At 71.8% G+C, this 16,549-nt stretch carries 12 protein-coding genes; 6 read left to right on the top strand and 6 right to left on the bottom strand.

The window, feature by feature from the left end:
- Positions 1 to 135: 135 nt before the first annotated feature.
- A complete protein-coding gene (locus tag BK819_RS00400; RefSeq protein WP_071327436.1) occupies positions 136 to 2,355 on the top strand; it encodes an NADP-dependent isocitrate dehydrogenase in 2,220 nt (739 codons plus the stop codon).
- An 88-nt stretch (positions 2,356 to 2,443) separates the two neighbouring features.
- Here the strand turns inward: BK819_RS00400 and BK819_RS00395 are convergent, their stop codons facing one another.
- Positions 2,444 to 3,931 carry a L,D-transpeptidase gene (locus BK819_RS00395; protein WP_256209331.1) on the bottom strand — a complete coding sequence of 496 codons (1,488 nt, stop codon included), beginning with the start codon at positions 3,929 to 3,931 and terminating at the stop codon, positions 2,444 to 2,446.
- A 114-nt stretch (positions 3,932 to 4,045) separates the two neighbouring features.
- Entirely contained in the window at positions 4,046 to 4,450 is a 405-nt protein-coding gene (locus tag BK819_RS00390) for a RidA family protein (protein WP_025103791.1), read from the bottom strand.
- 25 nt (positions 4,451 to 4,475) lie between these two features.
- Between BK819_RS00390 and BK819_RS00385 the strand changes: the two genes are divergently transcribed.
- The 5 genes from BK819_RS00385 to nagB all read left to right on the top strand — a co-directional run bounded on the left by BK819_RS00385 (position 4,476) and on the right by nagB (position 11,989).
- Positions 4,476 to 5,693, top strand: coding sequence for an alanine racemase (locus tag BK819_RS00385; protein WP_083391599.1), 1,218 nt, complete (start codon positions 4,476 to 4,478; stop codon positions 5,691 to 5,693).
- The gene (locus BK819_RS00380) at positions 5,684 to 8,953 is read left to right on the top strand and encodes a family 20 glycosylhydrolase (RefSeq protein WP_071327435.1); all 3,270 of its coding nucleotides are present in this window, start codon (positions 5,684 to 5,686) and stop codon (positions 8,951 to 8,953) included. Before BK819_RS00385 ends, BK819_RS00380 begins: the two co-directional genes overlap by 10 nt.
- Before the next feature lie 79 nt (positions 8,954 to 9,032).
- Positions 9,033 to 10,220, top strand: coding sequence for an ROK family transcriptional regulator (locus BK819_RS00375; protein WP_060922844.1), 1,188 nt, complete (start codon positions 9,033 to 9,035; stop codon positions 10,218 to 10,220).
- A 31-nt stretch (positions 10,221 to 10,251) separates the two neighbouring features.
- Positions 10,252 to 11,217, top strand: coding sequence for an ROK family protein (locus BK819_RS00370; protein WP_071327434.1), 966 nt, complete (start codon positions 10,252 to 10,254; stop codon positions 11,215 to 11,217).
- Complete coding sequence (gene nagB, locus BK819_RS00365) at positions 11,210 to 11,989, top strand: glucosamine-6-phosphate deaminase (RefSeq protein WP_071327433.1); 780 nt, start codon at positions 11,210 to 11,212, stop codon at positions 11,987 to 11,989. Before BK819_RS00370 ends, nagB begins: the two co-directional genes overlap by 8 nt.
- 9 nt (positions 11,990 to 11,998) lie before the next feature.
- Here the strand turns inward: nagB and BK819_RS00360 are convergent, their stop codons facing one another.
- The 4 genes from BK819_RS00360 to BK819_RS00345 are packed head-to-tail and all read right to left on the bottom strand — an operon-like array spanning position 11,999 to position 16,155.
- A complete protein-coding gene (locus BK819_RS00360; RefSeq protein WP_071327432.1) occupies positions 11,999 to 12,406 on the bottom strand; it encodes an NUDIX domain-containing protein in 408 nt (135 codons plus the stop codon).
- On the bottom strand, positions 12,399 to 13,763 hold the full coding sequence (locus tag BK819_RS00355) for an FAD-binding oxidoreductase (protein ID WP_083391598.1): 1,365 nt from the start codon (positions 13,761 to 13,763) through the stop codon (positions 12,399 to 12,401). The genes BK819_RS00360 and BK819_RS00355 overlap by 8 nt, the downstream gene beginning before the upstream one ends.
- 10 nt (positions 13,764 to 13,773) lie before the next feature.
- A complete protein-coding gene (locus BK819_RS00350) occupies positions 13,774 to 14,145 on the bottom strand; it encodes a YrdB family protein (RefSeq protein WP_071327431.1) in 372 nt (123 codons plus the stop codon).
- 9 nt (positions 14,146 to 14,154) lie between these two features.
- Complete coding sequence (locus BK819_RS00345; RefSeq protein ID WP_071327430.1) at positions 14,155 to 16,155, bottom strand: sigma-70 family RNA polymerase sigma factor; 2,001 nt, start codon at positions 16,153 to 16,155, stop codon at positions 14,155 to 14,157.
- Between the last annotated feature and the right edge of the window lie 394 nt (positions 16,156 to 16,549).

Here is a 16,549-nt window from a genome sequence, read left to right as displayed (position 1 = left end):
TTCATCACTCGGGCGGACTTTTCACGGACCGTTCGTCCGAGGGAGTCTCTTCGGCGGGACCGCCGCTTCGGGGCCCGGGACGCTCAGGTATCTTGGTATCGAGACAAATAGCCCTCGTGAACGGAGAACGTCCCGGTGACCGACGACGCCATCATCTACACCTACACCGACGAGGCACCGGCACTGGCCACCGCCTCCTTCCTGCCGATCATCCAGGCCTACACCGGCCAGGCGGGTATCGAATTCGAGACGCGGGACATCTCTCTGGCCGGCCGCATCCTCGCCGCGTTCCCGCAGAAGCTCACCCCTGAGCAGCAGGTCGGCGACGCGCTGGCGGAGCTGGGCGGCCTCGCCACGCTCCCCGAGGCGAACATCATCAAGCTGCCGAACATCTCCGCGTCGATCCCGCAGCTCAAGGCCGCCATCGCGGAACTGCAGCAGCAGGGCTACGACGTCCCCGACTTCCCGGACGAGCCCTCGTCGCTGGAGGAGAAGGACATCCGCGCCCGCTACGACCGCATCAAGGGCTCCGCGGTGAACCCCGTCCTGCGCGAGGGCAACAGCGACCGTCGGGCCCCGCTGGCGGTGAAGAACTACGCCAAGAAGCACCCGCACCGCAACAAGCCGTTCGCCGAGGGTTCGAAGACCCGTGTCGCGACCCTGGGCCACGACGACTTCAAGCACAACGAGCGCTCCTGGGTCGCCGCGCACGACGACGTCCTCTCCTTCCGCCACACCGCGAAGGACGGCACCGTCACGGTCCTCAAGGAGGGGCTCAAGGTCCTCCCGCGCGAGATCATCGACGCCACGTTCCTCTCCGCGAAGGAGCTGGACGCGTTCCTCGCCGACACGCTCGCGGAGGCCAAGGCCGACGACGTGCTCTACTCGGTGCACCTCAAGGCCACGATGATGAAGGTCAGCGACCCGATCATCTTCGGTCACGTCGTGAAGGCGTTCTTCACGGACGTCTTCGACCAGTACGGCACGCAGCTCGCCGAGGCCGGACTCAGCGCGAACGACGGCCTCGGCTCGATCCTCGCGGGGCTGGCGAACGTCGCCGGTGGCGACGAGATCGCCGCGGCGTTCGACAAGGCCATCGCCGAAGGGCCGCGCCTGTCGTACGTGAACTCCGACAAGGGGATCACCAACCTGCACGTGCCGAGCGATGTCATCGTCGACGCGTCCATGCCCGCGCTCGTCCGCAACGGCGGCAAGCTCTGGGGCAAGGACGGCGAGGAGGCCGACACGATCGCGGTCATCCCCGACTCGTCCTACGCGAGCGTCTACCAGGCCGTCATCGACGATGTGATCGCGAACGGCCCGCTCGACCCCGCCACGATCGGCACCGTGCCGAACGTGGGCCTCATGGCGCAGGCCGCTGAGGAGTACGGCAGCCACGACAAGACGTTCGAGATCGCGGCCGACGGCATCGTTCAGGTTCTCGACAGCGAGGGCACCGTCCTCATCGAGCACGAGGTCGGCAAGGGCGACATCTGGCGCGCGACGCAGACCAAGCACATCCCGGTCATGGACTGGGTCAAGCTCGCGGTCGGCCGTGCCCGCGCGACGGGTGCCCCCGCGGTGTTCTGGCTCGACGCGAACCGCTCGCACGATGCGCAGATCATCGCGAAGGTGCACCAGGGCCTCGCCACGCTCGACATCAAGGGCCTGACGATCACGATCCTCGCGCCGGAGGAGGCGACGCGGTACACGCTCGCCCGCATGCGGCACGGCCTGGACACCATCTCGGTGACCGGCAACGTGCTGCGCGACTACCTCACCGACCTGTTCCCGATCCTCGAGGTCGGCACGAGCGCCAAGATGCTCTCCATCGTGCCGCTGCTCGCCGGCGGTGGACTGTTCGAGACGGGTGCCGGCGGCTCCGCGCCGAAGCACGTGCAGCAGCTGGTCGAGGAGAACTACCTGCGCTGGGACTCGCTGGGCGAGTTCTTCGCGCTGGCCGCCTCTCTCGAGCACTTCGCCGACCGCACGGGCAACGAGAAGGCCCGCGTGCTCGCGGAGACGCTCGACGCCGCGACCGGCACGTTCCTCGAGGAGGACCGCTCGCCCGGCCGTGCGCTCGGCACGATCGACAACCGCGGCAGCCACTTCTACCTCGGCCTGTACTGGGCGCAGGAGCTGGCGAAGCAGACGAAGGACCCGGAGCTCGCCGCCGCCTTCGCGCCCGTCGCCGAGAAGCTCGCCGCCAACGAGGAGACGATCGTCTCCGAGCTGAACGCGGTGCAGGGCTCCCCGGTGGAGATCGGCGGCTACTACCGTCCGGACGAGAAGCTCGTGGCCGCGGTCATGCGCCCGTCCGCGACGCTGAACGAGATCGTCGACGCCCTGCGCTGAGACGACGGAAGGGGGCGGATGCTGCGGCATCCGCCCCCTTCTGCTGTCTGCCCTCCGCCGCGTTCGCCCGGCGGCCTGGGACTCGCGATCAGTTGTAGACGGAGACCTCGAGGCCCACGGGGGACCAGTCGTAGACGTACTTGGCGAGGTCGATCGGCAGGTTCACACAGCCGTGGCTCATCCGGTTGCCGAAGTTGTTGTGCCAATAGGTGCCGTGGAAGCCGATGTTCGGGGCGAACCACGTGATCCAGGGCACGTCCTCGGTGCAGTACGGCGCCCCCTCGTAGCAGCCCATGTCCTGCATCGCCGTGTGCGCGAACACCTTGAAGTTGCCGGTCGGCGTGGGCGTTCCGGGAAGGCCGGTCGACACGGCCCAGGACTGCACCACCTTGTCGTTCTCGAACAGGTAGGCGCGCTGTGTGCTGAGGTTGATCTCGGCGCGGCGGAACAGGTTCGTGGTCTCGAAGGGGGTTTCCGTCACGGAGAGGGCGAAGACGCCGTCTCCCGCGGCGAGCTGCGTCGCGAAGTCGTCGGCGATGCCGGCGGTGTCGCCGAGGGCGCGTCCGGTGGCGCCCTCCTTCTCGGCGCGCAGCACGTTCCCCGCGGAGTCGACGATGTTGGTCGCGTTGACAGGGGCGCGGTCCACGGCGGCGGCGAGCGTGTCGACGGTGGTCTGGATCGCCGCCGGGTCCGCCTCGATCCGCAGCTGACCCGCGTCGTCGACCACCGTCAGCCAGGACGCGGCGACCGCGGGGGAGACCGGGACGGTCCGTTCCTTCCCGACGTAGAAGCCGATGGAGGAGAGCATGGTGTTGAGCGTGGTGGCGGTCGCCGTCGCGTCCTCGTCGGACACCGCGGGCAGGGCCTCGGCCGGGCCACCGGGGTACTCGAACGTCGTGCGGCCGTCGCCGACGGCCTCGACGAACGCGGCGTTGAGATCGGCCACGTCGATACCGGTGCCGGGAACGGAAGGTGTCACGGTGTACGTGCCCTTCGCGGCGTCGAAGACGACTCCGGCGTCGACCGGGTCGACGAAGCTGTCGGGGATCGCGCCGCGGAGAGCTGCGGTGGCGGTCTCCTGGTCGAGCACGATGTCGGCCGACACGGGGTCACCCATCCACGACCCGAGGTTCCACATCGGGTGGGCGGCGAACGCGGCGTCGGCGAGGGCCGTGGCGTCGGCGCTCGCGCCCAGGTCGGCGCCCGTGAGTACAGCGTCGTCACCCTCGCCCGTGAGGGTGACCTCGGTCTGGGCGAGGTGAGAGCTGATCGCCTCGGCTGCCGCGCCCGGAGTCATCCAGCCCACGGGGATGCCCGCGACGGTGGTGCCGGGGGCGATGAGGATCATCGAGGCGGCGCCGGCGCCGAGCGCGACCACGCCGAGGCCGAGACCGATCCACAGGCCGAGGTGGCGCTTCTTCGGGGCGGGCTCGACGGGAGCCCAGGCCAGGGACTGCTCGCCGGACTGCGGCGGGGCCGTATCGGTCGCCGCCTCCGGCGTCAGGACGCTCGTCGGGGTCGCATCGTCGGGCTGTGCCCCCGTTGCAGCGCCCGGCGTGGAAATCAGATCGGTCACGAACTACACCCCCCGCAGTCTCGACGTGTCCTGTCGTCCATGGTACGGGATGGCTGGTAACGGGGAGGCAACGGTCCTGATAAGGTGTCTCCCCGTTCGCCGGGGCAGGCGGGATCAGTCGACGACGGCGAGCCCGTCGATCTCGACGAGCATCTCCTCGCGGGGAAGGCCGGTGAACACCGTCGTGCGCGAGGGCAGGACGCCACTGGTCGTGTGGGCCTCGACGAAGGCGCCGTAGGCCTCGTTCATGATCGGGAAGTCCTCGCGCTTGGTGAGGTAGACGCGCAGCATCACGACATCGTCGAACGTGGCGCCGGAGGCCTCAACGATGGCCTTGACGTTCTCGAGCGTACGGGTGGTCTGTGCCGCGACGTCGCCCGGGTACAGATACTCGTTCGTCTGCGGGTCGACGGGGCCCTGGCCGGAGACCTGGACGATCGGGCCCTTGCGGACGCCCTGCGAGAAGGTGTGCGCGGGAGCGGGGGCGGCGTCGGTGGAAACTCGTGTCTTCGCGGTCATGCCGCCAGCCTAGTAGCCTTGTTAGATGCCTCTACAAATTCCGGATCCCGTCCTCGGCGCCTGGGCGAAGGGGTTCCCGGCGCACGCCGCGGGGCTGCGTCTGTCGGAGGTCGGCGCGGCCGGTCTGCACCTGTCGGACCTCGGCACGCCCGTGCTCACAGTGCATGCCGACGCGATCGCGCACAACGAGGACACGGTGTTCGGCTGGGCCGCGCGCGAGGGCGTCCGTCTCGCCCCGCACGGCAAGACCACCATGGCGCCGGCGCTCTGGCAGCGGCTGCTCGATGCCGGAGCCTGGGGGATCTCGGTCGCCACGCCGTGGCAGGCCCGCGTCGCCGTCGACGCCGGCGTGCCGACGGTGCTCATCGCCAATGGGGTGACGGACGGCGCCGCGGCCCGCGAGCTCGGGGCGATGCTCGCTGCCGACGAGGGCCTGCGGATCCTCTGCGGCGCGGACTCCCTCGCCGGTGTCGCGATCCTCGCCGATGCGCTCGCCGACGCCGCGCGGCCGCTGGACGTGCTCGTGGAGCTCGGCGGCGCGCAGGGACGGACGGGGGCGCGGACCGTGGCCGAGGGCGAGCGGATCGCCGCGGCGATCGCGGCCGCTCCTGGACTCCGCCTGGCCGGTGTGACGGGCTACGAGGGGCCCTTCGGTCCCGATCGCTCCGCGGCCTCCGTCGCCGCGGTGGACGGCTTCCTGGCCACTCTCGTCGAGCTGCACCGCCGTCTCGACTACCCCGACGGTCCCCGCCCCGTGCTCAGCGCGGGGGGCAGCTCCTTCCCCGATCGCGCCGCCGCGGTCCTCGGCGCCGCGGGAGGGGACGCCGAGGTCGTGCTGCGCTCCGGTGCGTTCCAGATCCACGACGACGGCTTCTACTCCCGCATGTCGCCGTTCGGTCCGCTGACGGACACCGCCCCGCTGCGCTCGGCGATGCACGCATGGTCACGGGTGGTCTCGCAGCCCGAGCCCGGCCTCGCCCTGCTCGACGCCGGGCGGCGCGACGTGCCGTTCGACATCGACCTCCCGGTGCCGCAGTCGGTCGCCGGTGCCGTAACGGCACTGAACGACCAGCACGCCTTCCTCCGCCCCGCCGAGGGGGCGACCGTCGCGGTCGGCGAGGTCGTGCGGCTGGGTCTCTCGCATCCGTGCACCGCGTTCGACAAGTGGCGCGTCGTCGCCGTGATCGACGACCCTGACGCCGGGGACCCCCGGGTGATCGACGCGGTGGCGACATGCTTCTGAGCGCCGAGAAGGCCGCCGCCGGCTTGGTGCGCATCTATCGTCGGGCGACCGTCGTCGACGGCACCGGCGCGCCGCGCTTCGTCGCGGACGTCGCGGTGGAGGGGGCCAGGGTCGTCGCCGTCGTCCGCGACGGCGACGGGACGACGCTCGAGCTGCCGGACGGCGCGGTCGAGGTCGAGGCGTCCGGCCTCGTCCTGGCACCCGGCTTCATCGACATGCATGCGCACAGCGACCTCGCGGTGCTGCAGGGCGCCGCGCACGACGCCAAGATCCGGCAGGGGGTCACGACCGAAGTGCTCGGGCAGGACGGCCTGGGCTACGCGCCGCTGGACGAGGCGACCGCCGCCGTCATCCCCGCCCAGATCGCGGGCTGGAACGGGCGGCCGGCCGTGGTCCCGTGGCGGGCGATGGACGACTTCCTGCGGGCGATCGACGCTGCCGCGGTGGCCAACGCCGCGGTGCTGGTTCCGCAGGGCAACCTCCGGATGATGGTGGTCGGGCACGACGACCGCCGGGCGACCCCCGCCGAGATCGCTGCCATGGCCGAGATCCTCGGGCAGGCCCTGGACGCCGGGGCCTTCGGCATGTCGAGCGGTCTGACCTACACCCCGGGGATGTACGCCGACACCGCGGAGCTCGAAGCCCTCTGCCGGGTGGTGGCGGAACGCGGCGGCTACTGGGCGCCGCACACCCGCAGCTACGGCCGGGCGGCGCTGGACGCGTATCGCGAGGCCATCGAGATCGGCCGCCGCACCGGGTGCCCCGTCCATCTCACGCACGCGACCATGAACTTCGCCCCGAACCGCGGGCGCGCTGCCGAGCTGCTGGCCCTCGTCGACGAGGCGACGGCCGACGGCATCGACGTGACGCTGGACACCTACCCCTACCTTCCGGGGGCGACGACCCTCGCCGCCCTCCTGCCGAGCCGGCTGGCGGCGACCGGCGACCTGCTCGGCGTCCTGGCAGCCCTCGACGCCGAGGGGCGCGAGGCGGTCCGCGTCGAGCTGGAGGAGATCGGCTGCGACGGGTTCCACGGCGAGGCGGCGGACTGGTCGGCGATCCAGATCTCCGGGACCGCCCACCCCGATCTGGCCGGACTCGTCGGCCGGACGATCGCCGACATCGCGGCGGAGACGGGGCAGCGCGCCGTCGACGTCGTGATCGACACGATCCTCGCCGATGCCGGCGCCACGGGCGTGCTCATGCACATCGGCGACGAGGACAACGTCCGCGCCATCATGCGGCACCCGCGGCACTCCGGGGGCAGCGACGGCATCCTCATCGGCGCGCGGCCGCATCCGCGCGGCCGCGGCACGTTCCCGCGCTACCTCGGGCACTACGTCAGGGAGCTCGGGGTGCTGAGCCTCGAGGAGGCGGTCCGTCATCTCTCCGGCAACCCGGCCGCCCGCCTCGGACTCGACCGCGGCGATGCGCCACGAGGTGTGCTCCGCGAGGGCGCCACCGCCGACCTGGTGCTGTTCGACCCGGAGGCGATCGCCGCCGGAGCTACCTTCGACGACCCGCACGGTGCGCCGGAGGGCGTGCGCGAGGTACTCGTCGGCGGGGTGCCGGTCGTCATCGACGGCGACCCCACCGGTGCGGTCGCCGGTCGCGCGCTGCGGATGCCGCCACCGGCGCCGCGCGCGACGGTGCCGCACGTCGCCGCAGAGATCGACTCGCTGGCGCCGGGTTTCCGGTGGACGCCCTCGACCCCGATCCTCGGCGCACCGGAGCTGGCGGCCGCGGTCGCACGGCTCGGCGGCGGGGGAGCGGACGACACCCTGCCCGCCATCCGCCTCCTGATCGATGAGAAGCTGGGTACCGCGGCGCCCGCGGCAGGGCGCCACGGGGCCGAGGCCTTCCGGGTGTCGGTGACGGCCTCCGGGGTCGAGATCGCGGGGGCGACGCCGGAGGGGGTCTTCCGCGGCGCGACCACGCTCCGCCAGCTCCGCGACCCGGACCACGACCCCGCCCTCCCCGCGACGATCCCGGCAGGGCGCTGGGAGGGCTCTCCCGCTTACGCCTGGCGCGGTGTGATGCTCGACGTGGCGCGCCACTTCCGCCCCGTGGAGGACGTGCGTCGCCTCATCGACCTGCTCGCCGATCACCACCTCAGCATCCTGCACCTGCACCTGACGGACGATCAGGGATGGCGCTTCGAGGTGCCCGGCTACCCGCGTCTGACCGAGGTCGGCGCGCGGCGCGAGGCCACGCAACGCGGTCACGGACCGGAGGCCACGGTCGAGCCCGGCGTGCACGAGGGCTTCTACACGTCCGCCGAACTGCGCGACCTCGTGAGGTATGCGGAGGAGCGCTTCGTGACGCTCGTGCCCGAGGTCGAGCTGCCGGGACACATCCAGGCCGCGCTCGCCGCCTACCCGGAGCTGGGCAACCTCGACGTGGGGACGCCTCCCACCGGGCCGTGGGAGTGTTTCGGCGTGAACGCCCGCACCCTCGCGCCGACCGAAGAGGCGCTGGCCTTCGGTCGTGCCGCCGTCGACGCGCTGTGCGACGTGTTCCCGTCCGCATGGATCGGGATCGGCGGTGACGAGGTGCCGGTGACCGAGTGGGCGGAGAGCCCGGCCGCCGCCGCGCGCATGCGGGAGCTGGGGCTGGCCACGGCGCACGACGTGCAGCCCTGGTTCACGGCGCACTTCGTCGACCATGTCCGCCGCCGCGGGCGCACGGCGCTGGCCTGGGACGAGGTGCTGGAGGGTGACGTTCCCGAGGGCGTCCGCATCCTCGCCTGGCGCGGACCGGTCGCGATGCGCGAGGCGCTGCGCCGGGGGATCCCGGTCGTGGGGTGTCCGGATCTCGAGGTCTACCTCGACTACCCGCAGTCCGAATCGACCGAGGAGCCCATCCGCGTCGGTCCGCCGCTGACCATCGAGCGCGCGTACACCTTCCGCGTCGTCGACGGGGCGGTCGGCGGGCAGGCGAACGTGTGGACGGAGCACCTGCCGAGCAGGGACCGGGTCGACTTCGCGATGTTCCCCCGTCTCGCCGCGATCGCGGAGCGGCTCTGGGAGGGGGGAGAGCCCGCCCCGTTCGCCGACTTCGCGCGGCGGCTGCCCACGCACCTGCGGCGCCTCGCCGCCGCGGGGGTGCGGTATCGTCCGCTGGACGGTCCGTCGCCCGAGCAGCGGCGACCGGGGATTCCCGGCAAGCCGATGACGGTGGAGACCAGGGAGGGGATCGTCGCCGGCCTCGTCGAGCGCCTGCTCCGCCGGGCCGCAGACGAGGATCCGCGGTCAGCATGATGTCACGTTTCGGTAACCCTGCCCGCGGAATCGCGCGGGACAGTTGCACAATTCCTGTTCGTAAGGTCTACTAACAAACATGTCCGTTTCGGATGATCAGCGCCCCGCGGCGACGACAGACTTCGTCGCCGCGAACGCGCACGCCTTCGGCCCTGCGCGGCATCTCCGTTCGCGCACCAAGGTGCTCCCCGAGCACGCCCGCGGCCACAACCGCGCACTCGTGCTGCAGACGCTCTACCACTCGGGGGCGATGAGCCGCGCTGACCTCTCCCGCGAGACGGGCCTCACGCGGGTCACGATCTCCGACCTCGTCGCGGAGTTCATCGCCGACGGCATCGTCGTCGAGATCGGCGTCCGCGAGGCGGTCGGCCCCGGAAAGCCGCCGATCCTCATCGACATCGACCGGGTGGGGCATCAGATCATCGGGCTCGACCTGTCAGGACCGACCGCGTTCGAGGGGGCCGTGCTCAGTCTCGACGGCGACGTCCTGGAGCGGCGGCAGGTGCCGCGTCCGGAGACGCCGGACGGCGACGCGGCGTACGATGCCCTCCGCGGCCTCGCGCAGACCCTCGTCGAGATCGCCACGCAGCCGGTGCTCGGCGTCGGCATCGGCACCCCGGGTGTCGTGCGTCCGGACGGCCTCGTCCTCAGCTCGCCCAACCTCGGCTGGACCGACTTCCCGCTGGAGGCGAAGCTCAGCGCCGACCTCGACCTGCCCGTGCTGGCGCGGAACGACGCGAATGCCGCGGTCCTCGCCGAGTACACGTTCGGCGAGGCGGAAGCCGACTTCATGCTGATCAAGATCGGCCGCGGCGTGGGGGCCGGGCTGATCACCGGCAGCCAGCCGCTCCTCGGCAGCCGTTTCGCCGCGGGCGAGATCGGTCACGTCGTCGTCGGCACGGACGGCGGCCCGCGCTGCGCGTGCGGCAAGATCGGCTGCCTGGAGGCCTGGCTGAGCGTGAGTCGCATGCAGGAGGCGCTCGACGCCGACCCGGCCGCGCGCGAGGAGATCCTCCGCGACTCCGGGACCCGCATGGCGATCGCGATCGCCCCGATCGTCGCCGCCCTCGACCTGTCCGAGGTCGTGCTCTCCGGGCCCGCCGAACTGCTGGACGGCACGCTCATCGACGCGGCCGTCGAGACGCTCCACGCGCGGACGCTCGAGGGTGTGTTCGAGGACGTCATGGTGCGGCTCACCCGTCAGGACGACATCGTGCTCCGGGGCGCCGCAGTGATGGTGCTCTCCGGGCAGCTGGGGGTGTCGTGACCTCCGCGACCATGACCGGGAACGGCATCCGATGATCGTCCCCGCCTCGGCCGACCGCGCCGGTCGGCCCCTTCGCGTGGGCCTGGACGTCGGCGGCACCAAGATCGACGCCGTCGCCGTGGACCCGGCCGGAACGATCCTCGCCCGCCTGCGTCGCCCGACCGGGTGGGGGGAGGACGCCGTCGTCGACAGCATCGTCTCGACCGTCGCCGCCCTCGCTGAGGAGAGCGGGCTGCCGCTGTCCGCCGTCGGATCCGCCGGCATCGGCATCCCCGGCCTCGTGGACGTGGAGAGCGGACGTGTGCTGCACGCCGTGAACCTCGGCGTGGAGTCGCTCGACCTCGCGGCGCGCGCCGAGCAGGCGCTGGGCGTCCCCTTCCGAGTGGAGAACGACGTGAAGGCGGCCGCGCTCGGCGCCGCCGTCCTGAGCGACGTCGCCGGCTCGATGGCCTACCTGAACCTCGGCACCGGCGTCGCGGCCGGCATCGTCGTCGACGGCCGCATCTGGCGTGGGGCGCGGGGGACCGCGGGCGAGGTCGGGCACCTCTCCGTCGACCCCCGCGGGAGATTGTGCGGCTGCGGACAGCGCGGCTGCGTGGAGACGTTCTGCGGCGGCGGGGCGCTGGCCAAGGCCTGGGGGCGCCCTGGCGCGCTGCCGGTCAAGGACATCGTGGAGGCGGCCGACGCCGGCGATCCGCACGCCCTTGCCCTGCAGGCGGACCTCTTCTTCGGGGCTGCGGCGGCCGTGCGCGTGCTCGTGCTGTCGGCCGACGTCGAGACCGTGGTCATCGGCGGCGGTCTCACCGCGCTCGGCGGTCGACTCGCGGACGGCATCCGTGCCGCCCTGCACGCGGGCGCCCAGGCGTCACCGTTCCTGAAGTCCCTGCGGCTGGATGAGAGAATCGAACTGCTCCCCGCGGGTTCCCCCGCCGCCGCCTTCGGCGCCGCTCTGGTGGGCGCATCCATTTCTGAGAAGGAGATCGTTCCGCATGGCTGAGGTCGTCATCGTCGAGAATGCCGAGGCCGCCGGTGCCCTGGTCGCCACCGAGATCGTCGAGCTCATCGACCGTCGTCAGGACGCCGTCCTGGGGCTCGCGACCGGATCGACGCCGTTGCCCGTCTACCAGGCACTCCGCAGCCGCCTGGCGGGGCGCGACGTCTCGCAGGTGCGGGGCTTCGCGCTCGACGAGTACGTCGGGATCGACCCCTCCCACCCGGAGAGCTACCGCTCGGTGATCACGCGCGAGGTGGTCGAGCCGCTCGGCCTCGACCCGAAGCGCATCCACGTGCCGAACGGCGCGGAGGCCACCATCCAGCACGCCGGTGAGGACTACGACGCGGCCATCGCCGCGGCCGGCGGGGTCGACCTGCAGATCCTCGGCATCGGCACCGACGGGCACATCGGGTTCAACGAGCCCGGATCCTCCTTCGCCTCCCGCACGCGGGTGAAGACGCTGACGGAGCAGACCCGCGAGGACAACGCCCGCTTCTTCGACTCGATCGACGATGTGCCGATGCACTGCATCACGCAGGGCCTGGGGACCATCCTGGAGGCGCGCCACCTCGTGCTGCTGGCGTTCGGCGAAGGCAAGGCCGAGGCCGTGGCCGGTGCGGTCGAGGGGCCGCTCACCGCGCTGCTGCCCGGGTCGGCCATCCAGCTGCACCCGCACGCGACCGTCGTCGTCGATGAGGCCGCCGCCTCGAAGCTGCAGCTTGCCGACTACTATCGCTACACGTTCGCGAACAAGCCGTCCTGGCAGGGCATCTGATCCGAGGCGCTAGCGCGCTCCGGTCGGCCACGCGAGCGGCAGCAGGTGCTCGACGCTGAGCGGGGCCAGCGGGAGCGCCGCGGCGTCCTCCGGGGTGATCCAGCGCAGTTCGGCGAGCTCGGCCTGCACGCGGACCCCGTCGGGATCGATCGAGGCCGAGAACGCGTCGGCCACGACGCGGTGACCCGGTTCATTGGCGGCTGCCGACTCGAAGCGACCCAGAGGGCGCAGGTCGGACTCCGTGAGTTCGAGGCCGAGCTCCTCCTGCAGCTCGCGGATGAGGGTCTCGACGGGGGACTCGCCGGGCTCCGGCTTGCCTCCGGGCTGCATGAAGCGGGTCGTGCCGTGCTTGCGGACGACGAGGACCCGCCCTTCCGCATCGACGATCACGGCCGCGCTCACGTGGATGTCAGGCATCGGGAGAGAAGACCTTTCCGGGGTTGAGGATGCCGAGCGGGTCGAAGACCGCGGCGATGTCGCGCTGGAGGCGCCACTGATCGTCACCGAGCTCGTCGGCCAGCCAGCGCCGTTTGAGGACGCCGATGCCGTGCTCGCCGGTGAGGGTGCCGCCCAGCCGGATCGCGGCGCGGAAGAGCTCGTCGGCCGCCGCCCACACCAGCGGCGGGGTCTCCGGCCCCTCGAAGATGAAGTTCGGATGCAGGTTGCCGTCGCCGGCATGGGCCACGGTCGGGATGACCATGTCGTACTCGCGCTCGATCCGGGCGATCTCGTCGAACATGGCCGGCATCGCGCTCCGCGGTACCGAGACGTCCTCGATGAGCGTGGTCCCGAGTGACGCCATCGCTGCGTGCATGGAACGGCGGATCGCGAGCAGACGATCGCCCTCGACGGGGTCGTGCGAGACCACGGGAACGCCCTCGTGGTCGCTGAGGATGCCGGCGATGGCCTCCGCCTCCGCACGCGCGGCGGGACCGTCGGTCTGGATCGTGAGCTGGGCGGCGCCCGGCGTCGGCGCAGGGAGGGCGAGCAGGGCGTGGACGGCGGCGAGGCTCGCGGCATCCATGAGCTCCATGATCGCGGGCTGGATCCCCGCGGCGGTCACCGCCGCGGATCCTGCGGCCGCCGCGCGCACGCCCGGGAAGGTCGCCGTAACCGTGCAGGTCTCGCCCGGCACCAGGCGGCGCAGCTTGAGCGTGGCCCCGACGACGACGCCGAGCGTTCCCTCCGACCCCACGACGAGGGCGGTGAGGTCGAGCCCGGTGACGCCCTTCACGCTGCGGTGCCCGAGGTGGAGCAGGCGGCCGTCGGCCAGCACGAGATCGACACCGAGCACCGCATCGCGGACGACGCCGTACTTCGCGCAGAGCAGTCCGCCGGCTCCGGTCGCGATGTTGCCGCCGACGGTGGAGATGTCGCGACTGGCGGGATCGGGCGGCCACCAGAGTCCCTGGGTCGCCAGATGCGCGTTGAGGTCGGCGTTGAGGATGCCCGGTTCGACCACGGCGAGGAGATCGTCCTGTCGGACCTCGAGGATGGCGTCCATGCGGCGGAGGGAGAGGACGATCTCCCCGTCTCCGGCATTGGCGGCTCCGGCGAGTCCGGTTCCGGCACCGCGCACGACGACGGGCGTGCGCGTCGCGGTCGCGATCCGCATGGTCTGCTGCACGTCGTCCACGCTCTCCGCGTGGACGACGGCCAGGGGAAGGCCCACCGCGGCGTGACCGGAGCGGTCGGCTCTGGTCACGCGCCGCGTCTGCTCGCTGACGTCCACGCGCGCCCCGAGGGCGTCGCGGAGCAGCGAGACGACGCTCACGACCGTGCGCTCATGCCAGGGCGCGGCGCCCGCTGAGGACCCCGGCGACGACGGCCACCAGCGCGAAGGCCGTGCCGATGAGGGCCTGGCCCATGGACCACCACGCGATGGTCACGCCGACGTAGATGAAGAGCTCGACGACCGCGCGGAGGAAAGGGTGCACGCGGAGCACGGGGCGCGGAGAGAGGAACAGCGCCCACAGCAGCAGGGCGACAACGGGGGCGCCGACGCCGATCACGATGTTCCACGGCAGATCCCAGCTCGCGAACCCCCACAGGGCGAGCGAGGCGATCGCCGCGATGAGGACGATCACGCGCACGATGTCGAGGGCCGTGAGGGCCGGACGGTCGACGCCGGCGACAGGGGAGGAATCCGGGGTCATACGTCCAGTCTATTCCGCGACCGGAGCGTCCTCCGCCGGGGCTTCTGTCGCGGCAGGGTTCGCGGCCGGTGCGGGCGCGACCGGTGCAGCTTCGGGGGCCGGTGCGGGCTCCGTCGGCGTGGCCTCTGCGGGTACTGGAGCGGCCTCGACGGGTGCCGCGACCTCATCGACCGGTGTCTCGGCAGCGGCGACAGGCGCTTCGGGTGCCGGGTCGGCATCCTCGACGACGACCGCCGGCTGCTCCACGGGATCGATGGCCGCGGTACGCTCGTCCGCGCCTGCTCCCTGGGGTTCGAGCGAGTAGAGCGAGGTGGTTGCCGATGGGCCGGCCTCGCCGGAGGGCAGCACGTAGCGGAAGGTCACCGGCACGAGGCTGGCCAACAGGAACTGGTCGAGGGATGCGCGCAGCTGAACGAAGCCGGTGCCATCCTCGCCGAGGACAGTGCTGTCGCTCTCCTGACCGTCGAGCAGTGCCTGAACGACGGTGCCCGGTGCTCCGACGACCGGCACGAAGTAGTACCAGTGCAGATCGTCGCCGAACCAGACGTCGGCGGTGCTCCAGGTGGGCGGGTCCGTGGGGATCGCGGGGTCCACCGGGTCGACGGGGTCCACTGGATCGACCGGGTCCACCGGATCGACGGGGTCCACCGGGTCGACGGGGTCCACCGGATCGATCGGGTCCACGGGAGCGACGGGCGGCAGCGTGGCCTCGGGAAGCACAGGAGTCGTCACCGGGGCAGCGGGAGCCGCGTCGGGTCCGGTCTCCGAAGAGACCGGCGGAGCCGCCTCCTCCTCGGCGGGCGGAGCCGGCGGCTGCTCGACGTCCGGCGTCTCGATCACCACGGGCTCGTCGAGGTCGAGCGACGAGTCCGGCGCGATGTCGGTCGTGATCGACGACGGATCGGTGTCGGAGGCGCTGGGCAGCGATGTCGCCGGGTTCGCACCCGTGAGTCCGGGGACGATCGCCGCAGCGGCGACCACTCCGGCGACCACGAGGGCGGCGGACCCGGCACCGACGACGGCGCCCATGCCGGTGAAGACGCCACCCGTGCTTGCGCCCGTGCCCGCGCCGCCGGCGGACCCGGCTCCGGATCCGGCTGCGCCGGAGCCGGAGGTGGCTGCCGCGGCCTGGCCGATGCCGCCGTCTCCGACGAAGACCGCACCCGGAATGGTGGACGACATCCCCGCCACTGCCAGGACCGGCGCACCGCCCTGGAGAGCCGCGAGGTACCCCGAGGCGCCGGTGGCGCCGAGGACGAGCGGGAGCAGGACGAGGGCGAGGCGCGTGGAGACGTCCTTGGCCTCGGCCGCGACGATCATGCAGCGGGCGCACTCGTCGAGGTGCAACTCGAGGCGACGGTGGTCGCGGGTGGCGAGGTTGCCGCGCGAGTAGGCACCGAGATGCTCGATCGTCCACTGGCACTCCGAGCCGGGGCTCGCGCTGCGCAGGTGCGCCTGGATCCACGCCTCTCGGAGCCCTTCGCGGGCGCGGAAGGCGAGCTGCGACACCGCGCCGGCCTTCATGCCGAGGAGCGGAGCCACCTCCTGGGGCTTCATCTGCTCGATCTCGGTGTACCAGAGCACCTCCTGCCAACGCGACGGGAGGCTGCGGAAGGCCTGCGCGGTGAGGCTGCGGTCGAGGGCCTCGTTCGTGGCGTGCTCGGTGCTGTCCGGGTCGGCGACCGTGTCGAGCTCGTCGATGGCGGTCTCGCGGCGTGCGCGTCCCCACGCGGCGGCGGTGTTGCGGATGCTGGTGAAGAGGTAGGCGCGGAACGAGCCGTTGGGGCCGCCGCCCTTGAGGATCGCCTGGTAGATGCGGGTATAGGACTCCTGCACCAGGTCGTCCGGATCGATCGAGGATGTCACCGATCGCGCGACGGTCATGCCGGAGGGGTAGTGCCGCCTCCAGAGTTCCCCGAACGCCCCCTTGTCGCCGGAGCGGACGCGGAGGATCAGATCGGCATCGCCGATGGTCTCGTCTGGTGTGGTGTTCTCTCGGTGCACGGTCATCCATCTGGTCCCGGGGCACACAGCCGTCCCCAGGAAGAGAGACGCGAGAAGGCGTCTTTCATTACGCGGTCTCTCCATTGTCTCGCGAAATCGGCATGGTGGCCAGCCCCGGCACGGACTCGGAGGAGATGCTCGGGAGGGCTCCGCGGCGCCCGGCGCGGACCGCCCGAAAAGTTTTCTGAACTTTTTTCCGAGAACCGCGTAATGAACCGGGCGCCCCTTCGTCTCATCCCGTAGAGACAGCCGAAATGGACTCCACCGGGGGGCGGAGTTCCGGCACTGGTGCGGGGGGTACTGCACCAGTGGGCGGGTCGGGATCCTCGGGGGAGGAGCTCCCGGCCCCGCCCGCTCGAGCGGGAGGGAATGGGCCGCCGATCTGGGGAGAACGGCGGCC

Origin of the sequence: Microbacterium sp. LCT-H2 (assembly GCF_001866135.1) — a bacterium.
Taxonomy (GTDB): domain Bacteria; phylum Actinomycetota; class Actinomycetes; order Actinomycetales; family Microbacteriaceae; genus Microbacterium.
This window is presented reverse-complemented; position numbering and strand designations above follow the sequence as displayed.

Bases quoted from the DNA above. Each gene is read 5' to 3' on its own strand.
- BK819_RS00380 (WP_071327435.1), top strand. From the start codon at position 5,684: ATGCTTCTGAGCGCCGAGAAGGCCGCCGCCGGCTTGGTGCGCATCTAT.
- BK819_RS00360 (WP_071327432.1), bottom strand. From the start codon at position 12,406: ATGCCTGACATCCACGTGAGCGCGGCCGTGATCGTCGATGCGGAAGGG.
- BK819_RS00385 (WP_083391599.1), top strand. From the start codon at position 4,476: ATGCCTCTACAAATTCCGGATCCCGTCCTCGGCGCCTGGGCGAAGGGG.
- BK819_RS00390 (WP_025103791.1), bottom strand. From the start codon at position 4,450: ATGACCGCGAAGACACGAGTTTCCACCGACGCCGCCCCCGCTCCCGCG.
- BK819_RS00375 (WP_060922844.1), top strand. From the start codon at position 9,033: ATGTCCGTTTCGGATGATCAGCGCCCCGCGGCGACGACAGACTTCGTC.
- BK819_RS00350 (WP_071327431.1), bottom strand. From the start codon at position 14,145: ATGACCCCGGATTCCTCCCCTGTCGCCGGCGTCGACCGTCCGGCCCTC.
- nagB (WP_071327433.1), top strand. From the start codon at position 11,210: ATGGCTGAGGTCGTCATCGTCGAGAATGCCGAGGCCGCCGGTGCCCTG.
- BK819_RS00345 (WP_071327430.1), bottom strand. From the start codon at position 16,155: ATGACCGTGCACCGAGAGAACACCACACCAGACGAGACCATCGGCGAT.
- BK819_RS00370 (WP_071327434.1), top strand. From the start codon at position 10,252: ATGATCGTCCCCGCCTCGGCCGACCGCGCCGGTCGGCCCCTTCGCGTG.